This window comes from Streptomyces sp. NPDC002232 (genome assembly GCF_042890295.1).
Taxonomy (GTDB): Bacteria; Actinomycetota; Actinomycetes; order Streptomycetales; family Streptomycetaceae; genus Streptomyces.
This window is the reverse complement of record NZ_JBIARV010000004.1, coordinates 36153-54432: the sequence shown is the minus strand read 5'-3', so window position 1 is coordinate 54432 and position 18280 is coordinate 36153. Positions and strand designations below refer to the sequence as shown.

At 75.3% G+C, this 18280-nt stretch carries 16 protein-coding genes; 7 read left to right on the top strand and 9 right to left on the bottom strand.

Annotated elements, in window-relative coordinates; all coding sequences use genetic code 11:
* Window positions 1–550: 550 nt before the first annotated feature.
* Together ACFYXU_RS18305 and ACFYXU_RS18300 are read left to right on the top strand one after the other, a co-directional pair.
* The gene (locus ACFYXU_RS18305) at window positions 551–1888 is read left to right on the top strand and encodes a hypothetical protein (RefSeq protein WP_389458596.1); all 1338 of its coding nucleotides are present in this window, start codon (window positions 551–553) and stop codon (window positions 1886–1888) included.
* 46 nt (window positions 1889–1934) lie between these two features.
* Window positions 1935–2288, top strand: a complete 354-nt coding sequence (locus tag ACFYXU_RS18300) for a VOC family protein (protein WP_361400185.1) — start codon at window positions 1935–1937, stop codon at window positions 2286–2288.
* Window positions 2289–2322: 34 nt separating this feature from the next.
* Here the strand turns inward: ACFYXU_RS18300 and ACFYXU_RS18295 are convergent, their stop codons facing one another.
* The 7 genes from ACFYXU_RS18295 to ACFYXU_RS18265 are packed head-to-tail and all read right to left on the bottom strand — an operon-like array spanning window position 2323 to window position 8976.
* The gene (locus tag ACFYXU_RS18295; protein ID WP_389406100.1) at window positions 2323–3504 is read right to left on the bottom strand and encodes a 4-hydroxybenzoate 3-monooxygenase; all 1182 of its coding nucleotides are present in this window, start codon (window positions 3502–3504) and stop codon (window positions 2323–2325) included.
* Between the two features lie 36 nt (window positions 3505–3540).
* Window positions 3541–4863, bottom strand: a complete 1323-nt coding sequence (gene pcaD, locus ACFYXU_RS18290; RefSeq protein WP_389458594.1) for a 3-oxoadipate enol-lactonase — start codon at window positions 4861–4863, stop codon at window positions 3541–3543.
* On the bottom strand, window positions 4860–6266 hold the full coding sequence (gene pcaB, locus ACFYXU_RS18285; RefSeq protein ID WP_389458592.1) for a 3-carboxy-cis,cis-muconate cycloisomerase: 1407 nt from the start codon (window positions 6264–6266) through the stop codon (window positions 4860–4862). Before pcaB ends, pcaD begins: the two co-directional genes overlap by 4 nt.
* Window positions 6253–6834: a protocatechuate 3,4-dioxygenase subunit alpha gene (gene pcaG / locus ACFYXU_RS18280; protein WP_376513060.1), complete on the bottom strand. Its 582-nt coding sequence runs from the start codon at window positions 6832–6834 to the stop codon at window positions 6253–6255. The genes pcaB and pcaG overlap by 14 nt, the downstream gene beginning before the upstream one ends.
* Window positions 6831–7583 (bottom strand): protocatechuate 3,4-dioxygenase subunit beta, encoded by a 753-nt coding sequence (gene pcaH, locus ACFYXU_RS18275; protein WP_389406103.1) that lies wholly within the window; start codon window positions 7581–7583, stop codon window positions 6831–6833. The genes pcaG and pcaH overlap by 4 nt, the downstream gene beginning before the upstream one ends.
* Entirely contained in the window at window positions 7580–8221 is a 642-nt protein-coding gene (locus ACFYXU_RS18270) for a CoA transferase subunit B (protein ID WP_376513057.1), read from the bottom strand. The genes pcaH and ACFYXU_RS18270 overlap by 4 nt, the downstream gene beginning before the upstream one ends.
* Window positions 8218–8976 carry a CoA transferase subunit A gene (locus ACFYXU_RS18265; protein WP_376513056.1) on the bottom strand — a complete coding sequence of 253 codons (759 nt, stop codon included), beginning with the start codon at window positions 8974–8976 and terminating at the stop codon, window positions 8218–8220. The genes ACFYXU_RS18270 and ACFYXU_RS18265 overlap by 4 nt, the downstream gene beginning before the upstream one ends.
* 180 nt (window positions 8977–9156) lie before the next feature.
* Here ACFYXU_RS18265 and ACFYXU_RS18260 point away from each other — a divergent pair, with 180 nt between their 5' ends.
* On the top strand, window positions 9157–10824 hold the full coding sequence (locus tag ACFYXU_RS18260; RefSeq protein WP_389458590.1) for an IclR family transcriptional regulator C-terminal domain-containing protein: 1668 nt from the start codon (window positions 9157–9159) through the stop codon (window positions 10822–10824).
* A gap of 333 nt (window positions 10825–11157) precedes the next feature.
* On the opposite strand, the gene ACFYXU_RS18255 is transcribed toward ACFYXU_RS18260, so the two are convergent.
* The gene (locus ACFYXU_RS18255; protein WP_389458588.1) at window positions 11158–11862 is read right to left on the bottom strand and encodes a helix-turn-helix domain-containing protein; all 705 of its coding nucleotides are present in this window, start codon (window positions 11860–11862) and stop codon (window positions 11158–11160) included.
* A 97-nt stretch (window positions 11863–11959) separates the two neighbouring features.
* On the opposite strand from ACFYXU_RS18255, the gene ACFYXU_RS18250 reads away from it, so the two are divergent.
* Window positions 11960–13594 (top strand): amidohydrolase, encoded by a 1635-nt coding sequence (locus ACFYXU_RS18250; protein WP_389458585.1) that lies wholly within the window; start codon window positions 11960–11962, stop codon window positions 13592–13594.
* Between the two features lie 7 nt (window positions 13595–13601).
* Here ACFYXU_RS18250 and ACFYXU_RS18245 read toward each other — a convergent pair whose 3' ends face one another.
* Window positions 13602–14684 carry a LacI family DNA-binding transcriptional regulator gene (locus ACFYXU_RS18245; RefSeq protein ID WP_389458583.1) on the bottom strand — a complete coding sequence of 361 codons (1083 nt, stop codon included), beginning with the start codon at window positions 14682–14684 and terminating at the stop codon, window positions 13602–13604.
* 141 nt (window positions 14685–14825) lie between these two features.
* Here ACFYXU_RS18245 and ACFYXU_RS18240 point away from each other — a divergent pair, with 141 nt between their 5' ends.
* From ACFYXU_RS18240 to ACFYXU_RS18230, 3 genes are read left to right on the top strand one after another with little or no spacing between them, the layout of a single operon-like run.
* Window positions 14826–16463: an ABC transporter substrate-binding protein gene (locus ACFYXU_RS18240; RefSeq protein ID WP_389458581.1), complete on the top strand. Its 1638-nt coding sequence runs from the start codon at window positions 14826–14828 to the stop codon at window positions 16461–16463.
* Entirely contained in the window at window positions 16460–17413 is a 954-nt protein-coding gene (locus ACFYXU_RS18235) for an ABC transporter permease (RefSeq protein WP_376513046.1), read from the top strand. Before ACFYXU_RS18240 ends, ACFYXU_RS18235 begins: the two co-directional genes overlap by 4 nt.
* Entirely contained in the window at window positions 17410–18279 is an 870-nt protein-coding gene (locus ACFYXU_RS18230; protein WP_376513044.1) for an ABC transporter permease, read from the top strand. The genes ACFYXU_RS18235 and ACFYXU_RS18230 overlap by 4 nt, the downstream gene beginning before the upstream one ends.
* Window position 18280 lies beyond the last annotated feature (1 nt).

Here is an 18280-nt window from a genome sequence, read left to right as displayed (position 1 = left end):
GTGTCCTGCGCCCAGGAAGCCGTGCCGACGGGACGCGAGGCGGGCCCCGACCGGCCGGGACCCGGTGCGGGCCCCCACGGCCCGCACCGGGTCCCGGCCGGTCGGGGCCGGTTGCGGACGCCGCCTTCCGGCGGCCTCGGCCCGTCCTGCCCGGTGCGGCCCCCCGACGGCACCCGCCAGGACGACGGCCGCCACGGCGCCCGTCACGGTCCCGCCCGTTCCGGCCCGCTCCTCGGAACGCGCCGGCGGACCCGCCGGGCGGTGGGTCACCCCGCCCCGGCCTGCCGGCGCCCACCACCCTGCCCGGCGCCGCTCACGTCTCGCTCACGTTCCGCTAACGCCCGCCCGGACCCGGGCCGGCGGGAGATGTCACCCGGTGTGCGGGGCGACTCCTCCCGCCCGACCGGGAGACAACGCCCGGCGCGCGGGGCTCCGGGTCCGCGAGGTGACGGATCGTCCCGCGACGACGGGAGTCCGGGCCGGGCCGCGCGGTACCCTGCTGGCCCTTCGGAGCACGTACCGCACCTCTCAGCGAAGCGAGCGTTCACGGATGACCGAGCCGGGCCGGATCCACGCGGACGCGTGCCTGCGCGGGGACCGCGGGCTCGCCTCCGCCGTCGCGCGGGCCGAGCTGCCCCCGGCCTTCGAGGCGGCCTGGCGGCCGCACCTGCTCCCTCGGCCGTGGTTCCTGCCGGCCGAGGAGACCGCGGCGTTCGCGCGGGACCTGGAGGACCTCTTCGACCTGCTCGTGTCCCTGCCGGAGCGGCTCTTCGGCGGGGACGTCGAGCGGTACGCGGCGGAGATCGGGATCCCGCCGCCGCTGGTGGCGCTGCTCCGACGGGCCGGCACGGGTGTCCCGGCCAAGCTGGGCCGCGCCGACGCGTACCACGACGGCACCGCGTTCAAGCTGCTGGAGTTCAACCTGGGCAGCGAGATCGGCGGCCTGGAGATGGACGTCCTCGGCCAGGCCCTGCTGCGGGTCCCCGCGTTCGCGGGCTTCGCGCGCGAGCACGGCCTCGGGCACGTCGACATCGCCGGGCGGATGGCGGCAGTCCTGCGCGACCGGGCCCGCCCCGCGCTGTCCGGCACGGCGGAGCCGGTGATCGGGCTCATCGAGGGACACGGCGGAGTGGGCCCGTACGGGCGGCTGATGCGCGCCACCCAGGAGGCGATGGCCGTGCACGGCCTCGACCTGAGGATCGGCGAGATCGGCGACGTACGCGCGCGTGCCGACGGAAAACTCACCCTGGACGGCACCCCGCTCGATCTGGTGCTGCGGAACTTCGCGGCGAGCCAGCTCTTCGACGACCCGGCGGGCCCGGCGGCGGCGGAGCCCTTCTTCCGTGCCCACGAGGCGGGCAGGACCGTGCTGTTCACATCGTTCGAGAGCGGCCTGTACTCCCACAAGAGCGCCCTCGCGCTCCTGTCCGACCCGGCCCGGAGCGACGCCTTCGACGCCCGCGAGCGGGCCCTGGTCGAGCGGGTCCTGCCGTGGAGCCGCACCCTGCGCGCCTCCGGCCCGGCGGAGCTGCTCGACCTCTGCCGGGAGCGGCGGGAAGCGCTCATCCTGAAGCCCGGGGCCGGGTACGGCGGTCTGGACACGTTCGTGGGCTGGGAGTGCACCGAGGCCGACTGGGCGAAGGCCCTCGACCTGGCGGTGGAGCGCGGCGGCCACGTGGCCCAGGAGCGGGTCGTGCCCCGGCCCGAGCCCGTGTACGACCCGGCCACCGGAACCGTCGAGGACTGGATCGCCGCGCTGGGTCTCTTCGTCACCGACGGCGGCTACGCGGGCGCGCACGCCCGGGTCAACCGCGCCGACGGCGGTGCGATCGTCGGGATGAGCAGCAATCCGGACACCCGCATGACCGGGGTGTTCACCCACGCCTGAGGGTGTGGTGCCGGGCGGCGCGGAGCGGGCCTGGCAGGATGGCGGCATGGAACGTGTTCGTGGAATCGGTGGGTACTTCCTGCGGGCCTCCGACCCGGCGGCGCTGGGCGCCTGGTACCGCGACGTCCTGGGCCTCGACGCCGACGAGCACGGCCTGTGGCAGCAGGGCGCGGGGCCGACGGTGTTCGCGACCTTCGAGTCCGGGACGGACTACTTCGGCTCCCGCGACCAGCGAACGATGCTGAACTTCCGGGTCGACGACCTGGACGCGATGCTCGCGCAGCTGCGCGCCGCCGGTGCGGACGTGGACGGGGAGACGCAGGAGATGGCCGGCGTCGGCCGGTTCGGCTGGGTCGCCGATCCGGAGGGCAACCGCATCGAGCTGTGGCAGCCCGCCTGACCGTCCGTTCGGCCCTCCCCGCGCCGACGGTCCGTCAGCCGGTGCCGAATCCGACGTAGTTCTCGGCGAGGGAGGCAGAGGCGGCTTCCGAGCCCGCCAGGTAGCGCAGGTGCGACAGACGGAGCGCGCGGTCGAAGCCGGACTCGGCGGGGTCCGCGTGCAGCAGCGTGGTCATCGTGTACGAGAAGTGCTCGGCCCGCCAGATCCGGCGCAGCGCGGTCTCCGAGTACGCGTCGACGGCGCTCTCGTCGCCCCGCGTGTGGTGCAGGGTGAGCGCCCGGGCCAGCAGGGTGACGTCGGCGACGGCGAGGTTGAGGCCCTTCGCGCCGGTGGGCGGCACGATGTGGGCGGCGTCGCCGGCGAGGAACAGACGCCCGTGGCGCAGGGGTTCGGCGACGAAGCTGCGCATCGGCGTGATGCCCTTCTCGGTGATCGGGCCGCGCCGGAGGGTCCAGTCGCCGTCGACGGCGAACCGGGTGTCGAGCTCGTCCCAGATCCGCTCGTCGGACCAGTCGTCGACGCTGTCGTCGGGGTCCACCTGGAGGTAGAGGCGGCTGACCCGCTCCGAGCGCATGCTGTGCAGGGCGAAGCCGCGCTCGTGGTGGGCGTAGATCAGCTCGTCGCAGGAGGGCGGGACGTCGGCGAGGATGCCGAGCCAGGAGAAGGGGTAGGTGCGCTCGGTCACGGTGAGCAGGCCGTCGGGGAGGGACCGGCGGCCGATGCCGTGGAAGCCGTCGCAGGCGACGACGTACGCGCACTCCAGGGTCTCCTCCTCGCCCTCGTGGCGGTAGCGCACGGTGGGCCGGTGGGTGTCGGCGCCGTCCACGGAGAGGGCCTCGGCCTCGAAGAGGAGCGTGCCGCCGTCCTTGAGGCGCAGCTCGATGAGGTCCTTCACGACCTCGGTCTGGGCGTAGACCATGACGGAGCGGCCGCCGGTCAGGGACGGGAAGTCGATGCGGTGGGAGCGGCGGTCGAAGCGGAGCTCGATGCCGTGGTGCTCCAGGCCCTGGCGGTCCATCCGGGCGCCCGCGCCGGAGGCGCGGAGCACGTCCACGGTGTCCTGTTCGAGGATGCCGGCGCGCTGGCGGCGTTCGACGTACGCCCGGTCGCGGCGTTCGAGGACGACGCTGTCGATGCCCTGCCGGTGGAGCAGGTGGGAGAGGAGGAGTCCGGCGGGACCGGCTCCGATGATGCCGACGGTGGTGGTGCGGGGCATGGGTGACTCCAGGAGACGTCGGAGGGGGTCAGGGGGTCAGCCGGTCGTGTCCTCGGCGAGGACGCGCTGGGCCGTGGCGAAGGCGGCGTTGGCGGCGGGGACGCCGCAGTAGACGGCGGAGTGGAGCAGGACCTCGCCGATGTCCTCGGGGGTGAGTCCGTTGCGCAGGGCGGCCCGGACGTGCAGGGCGAGCTCCTCCAGGTGGCCGTGGGCGACCAGGGCGGTGAGGGTGATGCAGCTGCGGGTGCGGCGGTCGAGGCCGGGGCGGGTCCAGATCTCGCCCCAGGCGCAGCGGGTGATGTAGTCCTGGAAGTCGGCCGTGAGGGCGGTGGTCCGGGCGACGGCCCGGTCGACGTGCGCGTCGCCGAGGACCTCGCGGCGGACGGCCATGCCCCGGGCGTGCCGGCCGCCGTCGCCGTCGTCGCCGGAGGGGGCGCCGAAGTGGTCGAGGAGCGCGGTGAGGACGGCCTGCGGGCGTTCGGCGGGGGCGAGGTGGGCGGCTCCGGCGAGCTCCAGGAGGCCCGCGTCGGGGATGCCGTCGGCGAGCTCCCGGGAGTGGGCGGGCGGTGTGGCGGGGTCGGCGCGGCCGGCGACGACGAGGGTCGGGGCGGTGATCCGGCCGAGGGCGTCGCGCAGGTCGTGGGCGGCGAGGGCGTCGCAGCAGGCCGCGTAGCCGTCCGGGTCGGCGGCTCGCAGGTCGGCGAGGAGCCGGCCGGCGGTGGGGGTGGTCGCGAAACCCGGGGTGAACCAGCGCGTGGCGGTCGCCGCGGCGAGGGGTTCGGTGCCCTCGGTACGGACGAGCGCGGCCCGTTCGCGCCAGGCCTCGGGCGCGCCGAAGCGGGCGGAGGAGCAGACGAGGGCGAGCCCGGTGATCCGCTCGGGGTGGTGGACGGCGAGGTGGGCGCCGACGGCGCCGCCGAGGGAGATGCCGGCGTAGCCGAAGCGCTCGGCGCCGAGCCGGTCGGCGAGCGCGAGGACGAGGTCGGCGAGGTCGGCGACGGTGGTGGCCCCGGGGGCGGTGGGCAGGACTCCGGCCGGGGTGCCGCCGTGTCCGGGCAGGTCCCAGCGGACCACCCGGTGGTGACGGGCGAGGGCGGCGGTCTGCGCGTCCCAGACGGCGAGCGAGGTGCCGAGGGAGGGCCCGAGGAGGAGGACGGGCGCGTCCGGGGGCCCGTCGACGCGGTGGTGGAGGACGGGGGCGCGGTGCCCGTCGGTGGCGCGTTGTCCGTCGGTGGCGCGGGATCCTCCGGGGGCGGCGGGGGCGGGGGCGGGGGTGGTCGGTGTGGCAGCGGAGGTGGTCGTCGCGGGCGCGCCGGTCGGTTCCGGGATGTGCGGGGGCTGCGGGTGGTCGGGGGTCATGCGGGGCCTTCCGGGGCTGCGGAGGGGGTGCGGCGGAGGGCGCGGTCGACGAGTCGGGGGGCCGCGCCCGTCGCGGTGGACGGGTCCGTGAGGGCCTTGAGGCGGTGCGGTGAGAGCCGGCCGGTGAGTTCGGGGGCCTCGGACAGGACGTCCGCCAGGTCGCGGCGTTCCGTCAGGGCCCGCCGGGCGGCCTCGTCGAGGACCCGCCGGGCGGCGGCCCGGCCGAGGAGGCCGGTGAGTGCGGCGGCGAGGCGTTCGCTCGCCACGAGGCCCCGGGTCAGGTCCAGGTTCTCCCGCATCCGGCCGGGGAGGACCCGGAGGTCCTCGGCGAGCGCGGCCAGGTGGTGTGCGGCGCCTCCGGCCAGGCGGAGGAGTTCGCGCAGGGTCTGCCACTCGGCGTGCCAGGCACCGGCGGGGCGTTCGTCCTCGGCGGTGAGCGAGCCGAGGAGGATCCCGGCGAGCGCGGGCGCCTGCCGGGCCGAGGCGGCGACGAGGGTGGCGTGGACCGGGTTGCGCTTGTGGGGCATCGCGGAGGACCCGCCGCCCTCGCCCTCGGCGACCTCGCCGGTCTCGGTGCGGCTGAGCAGCAGCACGTCGGTGGCCGGTTTGCCGAGCGCCGCCGTGGTGAAGGCCAGCGCGGTGCCGAGGTCGGCGACCGGGGTGCGCAGGGCGTGCCAGGGCAGGACCGGCGCGGCCAGGCCCAGTTCCCGGGCGTAGGCCTCGACGAGGGCGGGTCCGCTGCCGGGTGCCTCCGCCAGCTGTTCGAAGGCGGCCAGGGTGCCCGCGGCGCCGCCCAGTTGGGCCGGGAGGGTGAGCGCGGCGAGCCGGTCGGCGGCGTCCAGGACGAGGCTGCGCCAGCCCGCGGCCCTGAGCCCGAAGGTGGTGGGGACGGCGTGCTGGGTGAGGGTGCGGCCGGCCATGGGGGTGTCGCGGTGCTCGGCGGCGAGCCGCCCGAGCGCGGCGGCCGCGCGGTGCAGCGGGGCCGTGACGAGGGGCAGGGCGCGGGCCGCGACGAGCATCGCGGCGGTGTCCATGATGTCCTGGCTGGTCGCGCCCCGGTGGACGTAGGGGGCGGCCTCCGGCGGTACGGCGGCGGTCAGTTCGGCGACGAGCGGGATGACCGGGTTGCCGCCGGCCCGGGCGCGGAGGGCGAGCGCGCGGGGGTCGAAGCGTTCGGTGCGGGACGCCGCCTCGGTGACGGCGGCGGCCGCGTGGGCGGGCGCGTGGCCGAGGGCGGCCTGGGCCCGGGTGAGGGCGGCCTCGGCGTCGAGCATGGCCCGGAGGAAGGCGCGGTCGCCCGTGGCGGCCTCGACGCCGGTGCCGGCCCGGACGGGGGCCAGGAGCCCGACCTCGTACGGCTCCTCCTCCTCGTACCGCGCGGTCCGGGGGTCAGCGGAAGTCAAGGAACACCGTCTCCTCCGGGCCCTGGAGCCGGATGTCGAAGCGCAGGGTGCGGGCATGCCCGGCGGCGAGCAGGGTACGGCGCCGGTCCGTGGGGAGGGAGGCGAGGAGCGGGTCGGCGTCGGTGTCCGGGCCCGGCAGGTAGATCCGGGTGAAGAGGTGGTGCAGGAGGCCCCGGGCGAAGACGCAGACGGAGAGGTAGGGCGCTCCGGCGGGCGGCAGGGTGCGGATCGCCCAGCGGCCGTCGGCGTCGGTGGCGACCCGCCCGAACCCGGTGAACGTCACGCCGTCCCGGCCCGCGTGGCCGCCGGTGACGGGGTCCTTGCGGAGGGAGCCGGGGGCGCCGGCGCGGTCGCCGTCGGGGCCGGGCTGCCAGATCTCCAGGAGCGCGTCGGGGACGGGCGCGCCGGCTCCGTCGTAGACGTGGCCGTGCACGGTGAGGGTGTCCGGGTGCCCGGCGGGGGCCAGGTCGGGGCCGCCGGGGAAGGGCAGCGCGTATCCGTAGAAGGGGCCGACGGTCTGGGCGGGCGTCGGGGGCGCGGGGGTGGACCTCCTGGTCATCGGCGTCATCGGCCTTCCTCGATCCAGGTCGCGGCGGGTCCGTCGAGGACGATGTCCCAGCGGTAGCCGAGGGCGTGTTCGGGGGTGGTGAGGTCGTGGTCGTAGGCGGCGACGAGCCGGGCGCGGGCGGCGTCGTCGGTGACCGACTGGAGGATCGGGTCGTAGGCGAAGAGCGGGTCGCCGGGGAAGTACATCTGGGTGACGAGCCGCTGGGTGAAGGCGCTGCCGAAGAGGGAGAAGTGGATGTGCGCGGGGCGCCAGGCGTTGGCGTGGTTGCGCCAGGGGTAGGCGCCGGGGCGGATCGTGGTGAAGCGGTACGTGCCGTCCCCGTCCGTCAGGCAGCGGCCGGCGCCGGTGAAGTGGGGGTCGAGCGGGGCCGGGTGCTGGTCGAGCCGGTGCGCGTAGCGTCCGGCGGCGTTGGCCTGCCAGATCTCGACGAGCTGGCCGCGCACCGGGCGGCCGTCGCGGTCGAGGACCCGGCCCGTGACGGTCATCCGCTCGCCGAGGGGCTCGCCGGCGCCGCCGCGGGTGAGGTCGGCGTCGAGCGCGGTGACGTCGGTGACGCCGAAGACCGGTCCGGAGAGTTCGACGGCCTCGGGGTCGTGGACGGGGAGCGGCGGCCGGCGCGGGTGGCGGAGGGCGCTGCTGCGGTAGGGCGGGTAGTCCCGGGCGGGGTGGTGCCGGGTCGTGCCCGCGCGGAGGTACTCCTGCCGCTGGGCGTCGATCTCCCGGGAGATGTCCTGCTGGGTCGGGTTCATGCCGGGGTGTCCGCCTTCACGGGAGCCGCCGTCAGGCGGACGAGGTCCTCGGGGGTGACGCCGGGGGCGGTCTCGACGAGTCGGAGTCCGTCCTCGGTGACGTCGAGGACGCCGAGGTCGGTGATGATCCGGTCGACGCAGCCCCGGCCGGTGAGGGGCAGGGAGCACTCCTCGACGATCTTGGGCGTGCCGTCCTTCGCGGTGTGCTCGGTCAGGACGACGACCCGGCGGGCTCCGTGGACGAGGTCCATGGCGCCGCCCATGCCCTTGACCATGCGGCCCGGGATCGTCCAGTTGGCGAGGTCGCCCCGGGCGGAGACCTGCATGGCGCCGAGGATCGCGGTGTCGATGTGGCCGCCGCGGATCATGCCGAAGGAGAGCGCGGAGTCGAAGAACGCGGCGCCGGGCAGGACGGTGACCGTCTCCTTGCCCGCGTTGATCAGGTCGGGGTCGACCTCGTCCTCGTACGGGTAGGGGCCGACGCCGAGGAGTCCGTTCTCGGAGTGGAGCACGACGTCGACGCCGTCGGGGAGGAAGTTCGGTACGCGGGTGGGGAGCCCGATGCCGAGGTTGACGTACGAACCGTCCGTCAGCTCGCGGGCGGCGCGGGCCGCCATCTCGTCCCTGGTCCAGCTCATCGGGTGCGTACCGTCCTTCGTTCGATGCCCTTGTCGGCGGCCTGTGCGGGGGTGAGCGGCAGGACCCGCTGGACGAAGACGCCCGGCAGGTGGACCTGGTCGGGGTCGAGTGCGCCGGGTTCGACGAGCTCCTCCACCTCGGCGATCGTGATCCGGCCGGCCATGGCGGCGAGCGGGTTGAAGTTGCGGGCGGCACGGGCGAAGACGAGGTTGCCGTGGCGGTCGCCGCGGGCCGCGCGGACCAGCGCGAAGTCGGTGGTGATGCCGTGTTCGAGGACGTGCGGACGGCCGTCGTACACGCGGATCTCCTTGGGCGGGGAGGCGACGGCGACGGTGCCGTCCTCGGCGTACCGCCAGGGCAGTCCGCCGTCGGCCGCCTGGGTGCCGACGCCGGCGGGGGTGAAGAAGGCGGGGATGCCGCAGCCCCCGGCGCGGAGCCGTTCGGCCAGGGTGCCCTGGGGGGTGAGCTCCAGTTCCAGCGCGCCGCCGAGGTAGCGGCGGGCGAACTCCTTGTTGTCGCCGATGTAGGAGCCGGTGACGCGGACGATCCGGCCGGCCGCGAGCAGGACGCCGAGGCCTCCGCCGTCGACGCCGCAGTTGTTGGAGACGACGGAGAGGTCTCCCGGGCCGTGGGCGTGCAGGGCGCGGATGAGGACGTCCGGTACGCCGCTCAGCCCGAAGCCTCCGACGGCGAGGGAGGCGCCGTCCTCGATGTCCGCCACCGCTTCGGCGGCACTGGCGACCACTTTGTCCATGTGACGAGCCGTTTCACTCGGGATTGACGCTCTGGGTGTTCGCCTGCTGAACTTCAGTTCAGAATTTCGGCGGGGGTGAGTGTCCATCCACGCCCCGGGCCGTGTCAACGGCGCGGGTACGGTTCTCCCGCGCGTCCCGCCGCGCCCGCACCACCGTCACCACACCGAGGAGTCCGGACGATGCCGCAGCCCACCGAGGCCCCGGACGCACCTGACGAGCTGGTCGGACCGCTCGAACGCGGGCTCGCCGTGCTCCGCGCCGTGGCCGCCGGGCCCGACGTCCGGCACCGGCCCGGCGACCTCGCCCGGACGACCGGCCTCGCCCGCTCCACCGTCGACCGCGTCGCCACCACGCTCGTCCGCCTCGGCGTGCTCCGCGCCGAGGGCCGCGACCTGCTGCTCGCGCCCGGAGCCGCCGCGCTCGGCAACGCCTACCTGGCCTCCTGCGGACTGCCCGAGCTGCTCGGCCCGCACGCCGTCGCCCTCGCCGACACGCTCGACGAGTCCGTGTCGGTGGCCGTGCCCGACGGCGACGGCGTCCGCTTCCTCACCCAGGCCACCCGGCGCCGGGCCATGGCGATCTCCTTCCGGACCGGGGACCTCCTGCCCGCCGAACGGTGCGCTCCCGGGGCGCTGTTCGCCGCGCGGTGGGACGCGGCGGACCTCGACGGATGGCGGGCCCGTCGCGCGCGGGACCCGCTGGACGCCGGCTTCCCCTCCGTACCGCCCCGGCCGTCGGCCCCGCCCGGCCCGGTCGAGGCGGAGTTCCTCGACCGGGTGCGGGAGGCCCGCGAGACCGGACTCGCGGTGGACGACCAGCTGATCGAGCCGGGGCTGCTCGCCGTCGCCCTGCCGGTCCGGGGGCCCGACGGCGCGGTGGTCTGCGCCGTCAGCGTCGTGAGCCACAGCAGCCGGCACAGCGCCGCCAGCCTCACGGAGCGGGCCCTGCCGCCGCTCCGCCGCGCGGTCACGGCGATGGAGGAGGCGCTGGCGGTGGCGGCGGGGCCCGGCGGGGCGGCGAGTGCCGCGCCGGTGCCGTCGGCGCCCGGGCTCAAGGAGGAGCTCGGATCGGGCTTCCTCCAGTCGCTCGCGCGCGGCCTCGACGTCCTGCGCGCGTTCGCGTCCGTACGGGGCCCGGCGCGGCTCTCCGAGCTCGCCCGGCTGACCGGCCTGCCCCGGGCGACCGCCCGCCGGTCGCTGATCACCCTGCGCCATCTCGGTTACGTACGGGAGGAGCCGGAGGGATTCGTCCTCCTCCCCCGGGTCCTGGAGCTCGGCCACGCCCGCCTCTCCGGCCTGAGCCTGCCGGAGATCGCCACCCCGCACCTCGTCGCCCTCGTACTGCGCGTCCACGAGTCCGCGTCCGTCGCGGTCCTGGACGGGGACGACATCCGGTACGTCGCCCGCGTCGCGAGCACCCGCATCATGCACATCGACATCACCGTCGGCACCCGGCTGCCCGCGTACGCGACCTCCATGGGCCGCGTCCTGCTCGGCGCCCTCCCGGCGGCGGAACGCGCCGAGCGGCTCGGCCGGATCACGCCCGAGGCGCTCACCCCGCGCACCGTGACGAGCCGCGCGGGGCTCGACGAGGCCGTGACGGCGACCGCCGCGCGCGGCTACGGCTGGGTCGAGCAGGAGCTGGAGGAGGGGCTCCGGTCGCTCGCGGTGCCCGTCACGGACGGCACGGGGCGGGTGGTCGCGGCGGTCAACGTGGCGCTGCACGCGGGGCGGGGGCCGGCGGAGGCGAGCTTGGCGGCGCTGCTTCCCGCGCTGCGGGAGACGGCGGCGCGGATCAGCACGGACCTGTCCACGGTGAGCCGCTTCTCCCCGACGGCCCCGAGCTGACGCGGCCGGCCCGTCGTGGGCCTGCGCCCTGCCCGCTGCGGGCCTGGGCCCCGCACGTTGTGGGCCCGCGTCCGCCCGTTGTGGGCAGGCGTTCCGCAAGGGGCGGAACGGGTGGGCACAACGGACCCGCGCCCTGCCGGCGCCAGAGGCTCCAGGGCCTGAACCCGCACGGATCGTGGCCGTCACGCGTGGTGCGGGCCAAGGCACAGGACGCGGAGGCGCCGCGAGAGCGCGCCGTCCCGTGTGCCCACCCGTCCCGCCCCAGCGGGACGATTGCCCACACGGGGGGCGGGGCGAAGGCCCAGCACGGGCGGCGGCCCAAGAGGCCGGGCGTCAGGCTTGGTCCGGGGGCAAGGACGCGATCGCGTTCAGCGTCAGTTCCAGGGCGAACGGGTACCCGCTGCCCCGCATGTCCGCCGCCAGCAGCGGAAACGTCGCCGCGATGTTCGGATGCGTCTCGGCCGCCAGCCTGCCGTAGACCGCGTGCCACACCTCCGCCTCCTTCTCCCGGGCCGCCGCCGGCAGCGCGAGCGCGGCCGCGTCCTGGGCGGCGAAGGCGAGCGCCTGGTCGACGAAGGCGTGGTAGACGCGGACGGCCAGGGCGTCCGGGAAGCCCGCGGAGCGCAGGACGCCGAGGATCCGCTCGACCGCCCGGGTCTCGTGGTGCCGTCCGGTGGTGCGGTGCGCCGCGAGCGCCGCCGCCTGCGGATGCGCCTGGTAGCAGGCGTGGATGCGCAGTCCCAGGTCGCGGAGGTCCGCCCGCCAGTCGCCGGTGGCCTTCCAGCCCTCCTGCGCCCGGCCGATCAGCTCGTCGGCGACCGCGAGGAGCAGCGCGTCGGTGTTCCGGAAGTACCGGTAGAGGGCGGTGGGGTCGGCTCCGAGCGCGGCGCCCAGCCGCCGTACCGACAGGGCCTCCGCGCCGTGCTGGGCGATCAGGCGCAGCGCGGTCTCGACGATGAGCCGCTCCGAGAGGACGGCGCCCTGCTTGGTGGGGCGGCGGCGCTGCCGGCTGCCCTCGGGGACCACGCGTTCGGACATGGCCGGAACCTTACGTCAACGCCATTGACGTGTAAACGGCCCGACCGCTTGCATGGCGCCCACCGACCGCCCCTCACCACCCTCTTCTGGAGCGCCCATGACCACGGCCGATCTGGTCTTCACCCGCGGACCCGTCTTCACCGCGGATCCGGCCCGCACCCGCGCGTCCTCGCTCGCCGTCGTCGGCGAGCGGATCGTGGCCGTCGGCCACGACGAGGTGCGGGATCTCGTCGGTCCCGGCACGGAGGTCGTCGACCTGACCGGGAAGCTGCTGCTCCCGGGGTTCCAGGACGCCCACGTCCACGCCGTCTCGGGCGGCAAGGAGCTGGCCGAGTGCGATCTGACCGGCACGGTCGGCGTCGCCGACTACCTGGAGCGGATCCGGCGGTACGCGGACGCCCACCCGGAGCACGCCTGGATCACCGGCGGCGGCTGGTCGATGGAGAGCTTCGAGGGCGGTCTGCCGACCCGGCAGCTGCTCGACTCCGTCGTACCGGACCGGCCGGTCCTGCTGTCCAACCGGGACCACCACGGCGCCTGGGCCAACTCCCGGGCGCTCGCACTCGCCGGGCTCGCCGCGGAGAGCCCCGATCCGGCCGACGGCCGGATCGAGCGCGAGGCGGACGGTTCCCCCAGCGGCATGCTCCAGGAGGGCGCGATCGGTCTGGTCGCCCGGCTGGTGCCGCCGGCCACCGCCGCGGACCGGCTCGCCGGTCTGCTGCGGGCGCAGCGGCTGCTGCACTCGCTCGGCATCACGGCCTGGCAGGACGCGCTGCTCGGCTCCTTCGGCGGGATGGCCGACCCCTCGGACGCGTACCTGACGGCGGCCGAGGACGGTTCGCTGACGGCGCGGGTGACCGGGGCGCTCTGGTGGGACCGGGAGCGGGGCGCCGAGCAGATCCCGGAACTGGTGGCGCGGCGGGAGAAGTTCAGCTCCGGACGGTTCCGCGCCGGGTCGGTGAAGATCATGCAGGACGGCATCGCGGAGAACTTCACGGCCGCCATGACCAGCCCGTACCTGGACGGCTGCGGCTGCGCCACCGCGAACAGCGGGCTGAGCTTCGTCGATCCCGGGGCGCTGCGCGGGTACGTGGCCGCGCTCGACGCCCTCGACTTCCAGGTCCACTTCCACGCCCTGGGCGACCGGGCGGTCCGCGAGGCCCTGGACGCGGTGGAGGCGGCGATCGCCGCGAACGGCCGCCGGGGCAACCGGCACCACCTCGCCCATCTCCAGGTCGTCCACCCCGAGGACGTCGCCCGGTTCGCGCGGCTCGGCGCCATCGCGAACATCCAGCCGCTGTGGGCGGCGCACGAGCCGCAGATGGACCAGCTGACGATTCCGTTCCTGGGTCCCGAACGGGCCGCCTGGCAGTACCCGTTCGGCGACCTGGTGCGCGCCGGGGCCACCCTCGCGGCGGGCAGCGACTGGCCGGTCAGCAGCCCGGACCCGATCGCGGGCCTCCACGTCGCGGTCAACCGCCGTGACCCCGGGGCCACCGACGACCGGGTCTTCTACGCCGAGCAGCGGCTCGACCTCACCACGGCGCTCGCGGCCTACACCGCGGGCACCGCGCACGTGAACCGGCTCGACGACACCGGCAGTCTGCGCCCCGGCCACCTCGCCGACCTGGTCGTCCTGGACCGCGACATCCTGACCGGCCCGCCGGAGGAGATCGCCGAGGCCCGGGTCGAGCGGACGTACGTCGGCGGGCGGCTGGTGCACGCCGTCTGAGCGGCGCCTACGACGGCGGCCCGGCCGGCGGGGAAGCGTCCGAGCGGGACCTGACCGACGAGGCCCGTACGTCGAGACGCGTCGCCACGAGCGTCCCGGCGGGCTCCCGGCGGCCGTGCTCCAGGACCTCCACGAGCTGTTCGACCCCGGCCTCGGCGATCGCCTCGGGCCGCAGGCTCAGGGTGGTCACCGGCGGCTCGGTGTGCGCGGCCGCTGCGTCCTCGCTGAACAGCACGACGAGCAGGTCGTCCGGGACCTCGTACCCGTGGCGGCGCGCCACGTCGAGCACGAGCGGCGGGCTCGCCTCGGCCACCACCAGCAGGGCGTCGGGCCGCCCGGAATCGGCCAGGGCGGACTCGACGGCGCGCACCACCGGGCCGTTGCCGGGTTCGGCGACGCGCACCACGCGCTCCGGCAGGCCGTGGGCGGCGCACCATTCCCGGTGCGCGGCGACGGCCTCCACGTGGAAGAGGGTGCTGGAGTCCGGCACGACGAGGACGGGCGCGGCGGCCCCCTGCCCGCGCAGGTGGTCGAGGGCCTCGCGGACGGCGCCGGCCGCGTCGACGTCCACCCAGGAGGCCCCGGGCCTGCCTTCGACGGACCGGTCCGTCGAGACCGGGATGCCGGCGGCGAGGAGGGCCTCGACGACCGGGTCGTCGGCGACGGGGTCGGCGACGACCACGGCGTCGAGGGACAGGTCGGCCCACTCGCTCTGCAGCGTTCCGGCCGGGAGCAGCACCATCGCGTAGCCCCGGCGGAGCGCGGCGGCCGCGGTGGCGCCGGTGAGCCGGGCGAAGTACGGGGACTCGAGAAAGGTGGTCCAGGGAGTGGCGGCGAACTCGCCGACCACGTATCCGATCAGCCGGGCCCGTCCCGCGCGCAGGTGGCGCGCGGTGGCGTTGGGCCGGTAGCCCATTCTGCGCGCGGTCTCGCGGGCCTTCTCCCGCACCTCGGGGGAGAGCCTTCCGGTGCCGTTGAGCGCCGCCGAGACGGTGGTCTTGGACAGGCCCGCCTCGCGGGCCACGTCGACGAGGCGGACGCGCGGGACGGGCGGCGAGGGCTGCCCGCCGTGCCGTGAAGCTTCGGTCATGAGGTGATGGTGCCACCCCCGTGACCTCTGCAAAACCGTTCCCGCAAAGTCGCCCGCAGGCCTTGTGCGGGAACGTTCCCGCACCAATACTCGCTCCATCCCCCCGAGCCCGTCACTACACCCGTAAAGGGGTGGGTCCCCATGCGCATGCCCCGAGCCATCGCGCTCCTCGCCTGTACCGCCGCGCTCGCGGCCACCACCGCCGCCTGTAGCGGCGCCACGCAACCGCCCGCGGTCGGCGGCGGCACGAACGCCGCGCTCAGCCCGCTCTCCCCGCCCGCGCAGGGCCCGCTGGACTCCTTCACCTGGTCGCTGTACGCCGAGCCGTACACGCTCGACTACGCCCTCGCGTACGACTACCCGCCGAACACCGTCCTGGCCAACGTGTGCGAGAGCCTGCTGCGGGTCACGCCCGACATGAAGATCGTGCCCGGTCTCGCGGAGAAGTGGTCGCGGCCCGACCCGCGCACCCTCGTCTACACGCTGCGGCCCGGGGTGAGGTTCCACGACGGCACCCGCCTGACCGCCGACGACGTGGTCGCCTCGCTCAAGCGCCAGATGGATCCGAGGACCGGCTCCCCCTGGGCGTCCTCCTTCAAGACCGTCGACTCCATCGAGAAGACCGGCCCGCTGGAGGTGACGATCCGTCTCGGCAAGGCAGACATCCTCTTCCACGAGCTGATGGCCGCCTCCCCCGGCACCGTCGTCAGCGCCGCCTCGCTGAAGAAGGAGGGCAAGGACTACGGGACCGCGAAGGGCGAACTGAACTGCACCGGCCCGTACTCCCTGGAGAGCTGGGCCCAGGGCGACAGCATCACCCTGAGGAAGAACCCCGCCTACTGGGACAAGACCCTCACCCCGAAGTCCGAGAGGGTGAAGTTCACCTTCGTGGAGGACCCCGCCGCACGGGCCAACGCCCTCCTCTCCGGCGCCGCCGACGGCGGCTACCTGCTCCCTTCCTCCTCCTTCGGACAGCTGCGCGCCAGCACGAAGGGCACGCTGCTCTTCGGCCCCAACACCGCCGTCGCCGACCTCGCCGTCCTCGGCTTCCACGGAACGCTCGGCAACCTCAAGGTCCGCCGGGCCCTGTCGATGGCCCTCGACCGGAAGAACATCATCAAGGCGGCGGCCGGCGGCGTCGGCGTCCCCGCCAAGGCCCCCGCCGCGCGCGGCGCCTGGGCGCTCGCCCCGGAGCGGACGGCGGAGCTCTTCGACTCCCAGCCCGAACCGGTCTACGACGTCGCGGCGGCGAAGAAGCTCGTCCAGGAGGCCCACGCGACCGGCCGGACCGTCACCCTCGTCACCAGCACCCTCGCGCCCGAGATCAGCGTGGTCGCGAACGCCGTCCAGGCCGCCGGCCGCCAGATCGGGCTCAACGTCGTGCTGAAGCCGGTCTCGCCCGACGCGTACAGCAGCCTCTTCGTCGACCCCGACGCGCGCGAGGGCCTCGACCTCGTCATCACCAACGGCTACGACAACACGCCCGACCCGCTGGAGTTCTACCAGTACCTGCGCAGCGGCGACTTCGGGAACTACGGGCGCTGGTCGAACGCGGAGTACGACGTCGCCTTCGACCGCGCCAACTCCGAGCCCGACCCCGCCGAGCGCGCCGGACTCACCGCGCGGCTCCAGAAGATCGCGCGGGACGAGCTGCCGATCATCCCCGTGTACGAGGCCCCCTACACGGTCTTCCTCGGCAAGCGGATCACCGGCGCCCCCACCGGCATCGCCCAGCTCTACTTCCCGTGGGCCGCGACGATCGGGGCCTCCCAGCGATGACGCGCTACCTCGTCGGACGGCTCCTCGGCCTGGCGGCGGTGCTCTTCGTCACCTCCCTCGTGGTCTTCGGCTCCGTCCATCTGGCCCCCGGCGACCCGGTGTCGTTCCTCCTGCACGGCCGCCCCGCGACCCCCGCGACGGTCGCCGCCCTGCGGGCCGAGCACCATCTCGACGACCCGCTGGTCACCCAGTACGCGAAGTGGCTCGGCGGCGTCCTGAGCGGCGACTTCGGCCGCTCCGCCCAGTACCACCAGGACGTGTCCTCGCTCATCGGCTCGCGGCTGCCCGGGACCGCGCTGCTCGTCGGCTACGCCGCCGTACTCGTCGTCGTCCTCGGGGTCGCGGCCGGGATCCTGGGCGCGCTGCGCCCCGGCGTCCCGGACCGGGCGGTGCTCATCGGCACCGGCGTCGCCACCGCCACGCCCTCGTTCGTGACGGCCATCGCGCTCGTCTCGCTCTTCTCCGTGCGGCTCGGCTGGTTCCCCGGGCCCGGCGGCGGAACGCCGGAGGGCCTCGCCGACCGGCTCCACCAGCTGACCCTGCCCGCCTTCGCCCTCGCGCTGTCCTTCGCGGGGCTCCTCGCCCGGGTGACCCGCTCGGCGATGCTCGACGAACTCGGCCGCGAGCACGTCGAGGTGGCGCGGGCCCGGGGTGTCGCGGGCCGGGCCGTGGTCCGCCGGCACGTGCTGCGCAACGCGCTCGGCCCGGTCGTCACCGTCGGCGGCACGATGCTCGCCGGCCTCCTCGTCTCCACCGCGATCGTCGAGACCGCCTTCGACGTCCCCGGGCTCGGCTCGCTGCTCGTGCAGTCGGTCACCGCGAAGGACTTCGCCGTCGTCCAGGCGATCACCCTGCTCAGCGTCGCGGCCTTCGTCCTCGTCAATCTCGCCGTCGACCTGCTCGCCCCGCTCATCGACCCCCGTCTCTCCCTCGGGGAAGGCTCCTCATGACCTCCACCACCTCCGCGCCGCCGTACCGCAGGCCGGGGCTGCGCGTCCTGCGCCCGTTCGGCCGCGGCCCGCTCTTCGCGGTCTCGGTCGCGGTGCTCGCCCTGCTCGTCCTGGTCGCCGTGCTCGCGCCCGTCCTCGCCCCGTACGACCCCGAGGCGCTCGACCTGTCGGCGAGCCTCGTCGGCACCACCGGCGACCACCCGCTCGGCACGGACCAGTCGGGCCGGGACGTCCTGTCGCGGCTGCTCCACGGCGCCCGCACCGGACTGCTCGGACCGCTGCTCGTCGTCGCGGTCTCCACCCTCCTCGGCACCGTCCTCGGTGTGGTGGCGGCCTGGCGGGGCGGCTGGGTGGACACCGTGCTCTCCCGCTCGATGGACATGGTCTTCGCGATCCCGGGCCTGCTGCTCGCGATCCTGCTGGTGTCGGTCGTCGGCTCCGGACTCACCGCGCCCGTGATCGCCATGTCCGTCGCCTACACCCCGTACGTGGGCCGGCTCGTCCGGAGCATCGCCCGGCAGGAGAAGGCCCGGCCGTACATCGAGGCGTACCGGGTGCAGGGCTGGTCCGGCTGGACCGTCTGCGCGCGCCACCTGCTGCCCAACATCGCGCCGACGGTCTTCGCGCAGTCCGCGATGAACTTCGGGTACGCGCTGATGGACCTGGCGGCGCTGTCCTTCCTCGGCTTCGGGGTGCAGCCGCCGGCCGCCGACTGGGGCGCCATGATCAACGAGGGGCAGGCGGCCGTCCTCCAAGGCGCGATGCTGCCGGCCCTCGCGCCCTCCGCCTGCATCGTGCTCGCGGTGGTGGCGTTCGGCATCGTCGGCGAGGGGCTCGCCGACCGGATCGCGAAGCGGGAACGGTGAA

What these genes read in the sequence shown, in the direction of transcription:
- ACFYXU_RS18230 (WP_376513044.1), top strand. Translation starts at nt 17,410, where the DNA reads ATGACCTCCACCACCTCCGCGCCGCCGTACCGCAGGCCGGGGCTGCGC.
- ACFYXU_RS18300 (WP_361400185.1), top strand. Translation starts at nt 1,935, where the DNA reads ATGGAACGTGTTCGTGGAATCGGTGGGTACTTCCTGCGGGCCTCCGAC.
- ACFYXU_RS18245 (WP_389458583.1), bottom strand. Translation starts at nt 14,684, where the DNA reads ATGACCGAAGCTTCACGGCACGGCGGGCAGCCCTCGCCGCCCGTCCCG.
- pcaD (WP_389458594.1), bottom strand. Translation starts at nt 4,863, where the DNA reads ATGACCCCCGACCACCCGCAGCCCCCGCACATCCCGGAACCGACCGGC.
- ACFYXU_RS18270 (WP_376513057.1), bottom strand. Translation starts at nt 8,221, where the DNA reads ATGAGCTGGACCAGGGACGAGATGGCGGCCCGCGCCGCCCGCGAGCTG.
- pcaG (WP_376513060.1), bottom strand. Translation starts at nt 6,834, where the DNA reads ATGACGCCGATGACCAGGAGGTCCACCCCCGCGCCCCCGACGCCCGCC.
- ACFYXU_RS18240 (WP_389458581.1), top strand. Translation starts at nt 14,826, where the DNA reads ATGCGCATGCCCCGAGCCATCGCGCTCCTCGCCTGTACCGCCGCGCTC.
- ACFYXU_RS18260 (WP_389458590.1), top strand. Translation starts at nt 9,157, where the DNA reads ATGCCGCAGCCCACCGAGGCCCCGGACGCACCTGACGAGCTGGTCGGA.
- ACFYXU_RS18235 (WP_376513046.1), top strand. Translation starts at nt 16,460, where the DNA reads ATGACGCGCTACCTCGTCGGACGGCTCCTCGGCCTGGCGGCGGTGCTC.
- ACFYXU_RS18250 (WP_389458585.1), top strand. Translation starts at nt 11,960, where the DNA reads ATGACCACGGCCGATCTGGTCTTCACCCGCGGACCCGTCTTCACCGCG.
- ACFYXU_RS18305 (WP_389458596.1), top strand. Translation starts at nt 551, where the DNA reads ATGACCGAGCCGGGCCGGATCCACGCGGACGCGTGCCTGCGCGGGGAC.
- ACFYXU_RS18255 (WP_389458588.1), bottom strand. Translation starts at nt 11,862, where the DNA reads ATGTCCGAACGCGTGGTCCCCGAGGGCAGCCGGCAGCGCCGCCGCCCC.
- ACFYXU_RS18265 (WP_376513056.1), bottom strand. Translation starts at nt 8,976, where the DNA reads ATGGACAAAGTGGTCGCCAGTGCCGCCGAAGCGGTGGCGGACATCGAG.
- pcaH (WP_389406103.1), bottom strand. Translation starts at nt 7,583, where the DNA reads ATGAACCCGACCCAGCAGGACATCTCCCGGGAGATCGACGCCCAGCGG.
- ACFYXU_RS18295 (WP_389406100.1), bottom strand. Translation starts at nt 3,504, where the DNA reads ATGCCCCGCACCACCACCGTCGGCATCATCGGAGCCGGTCCCGCCGGA.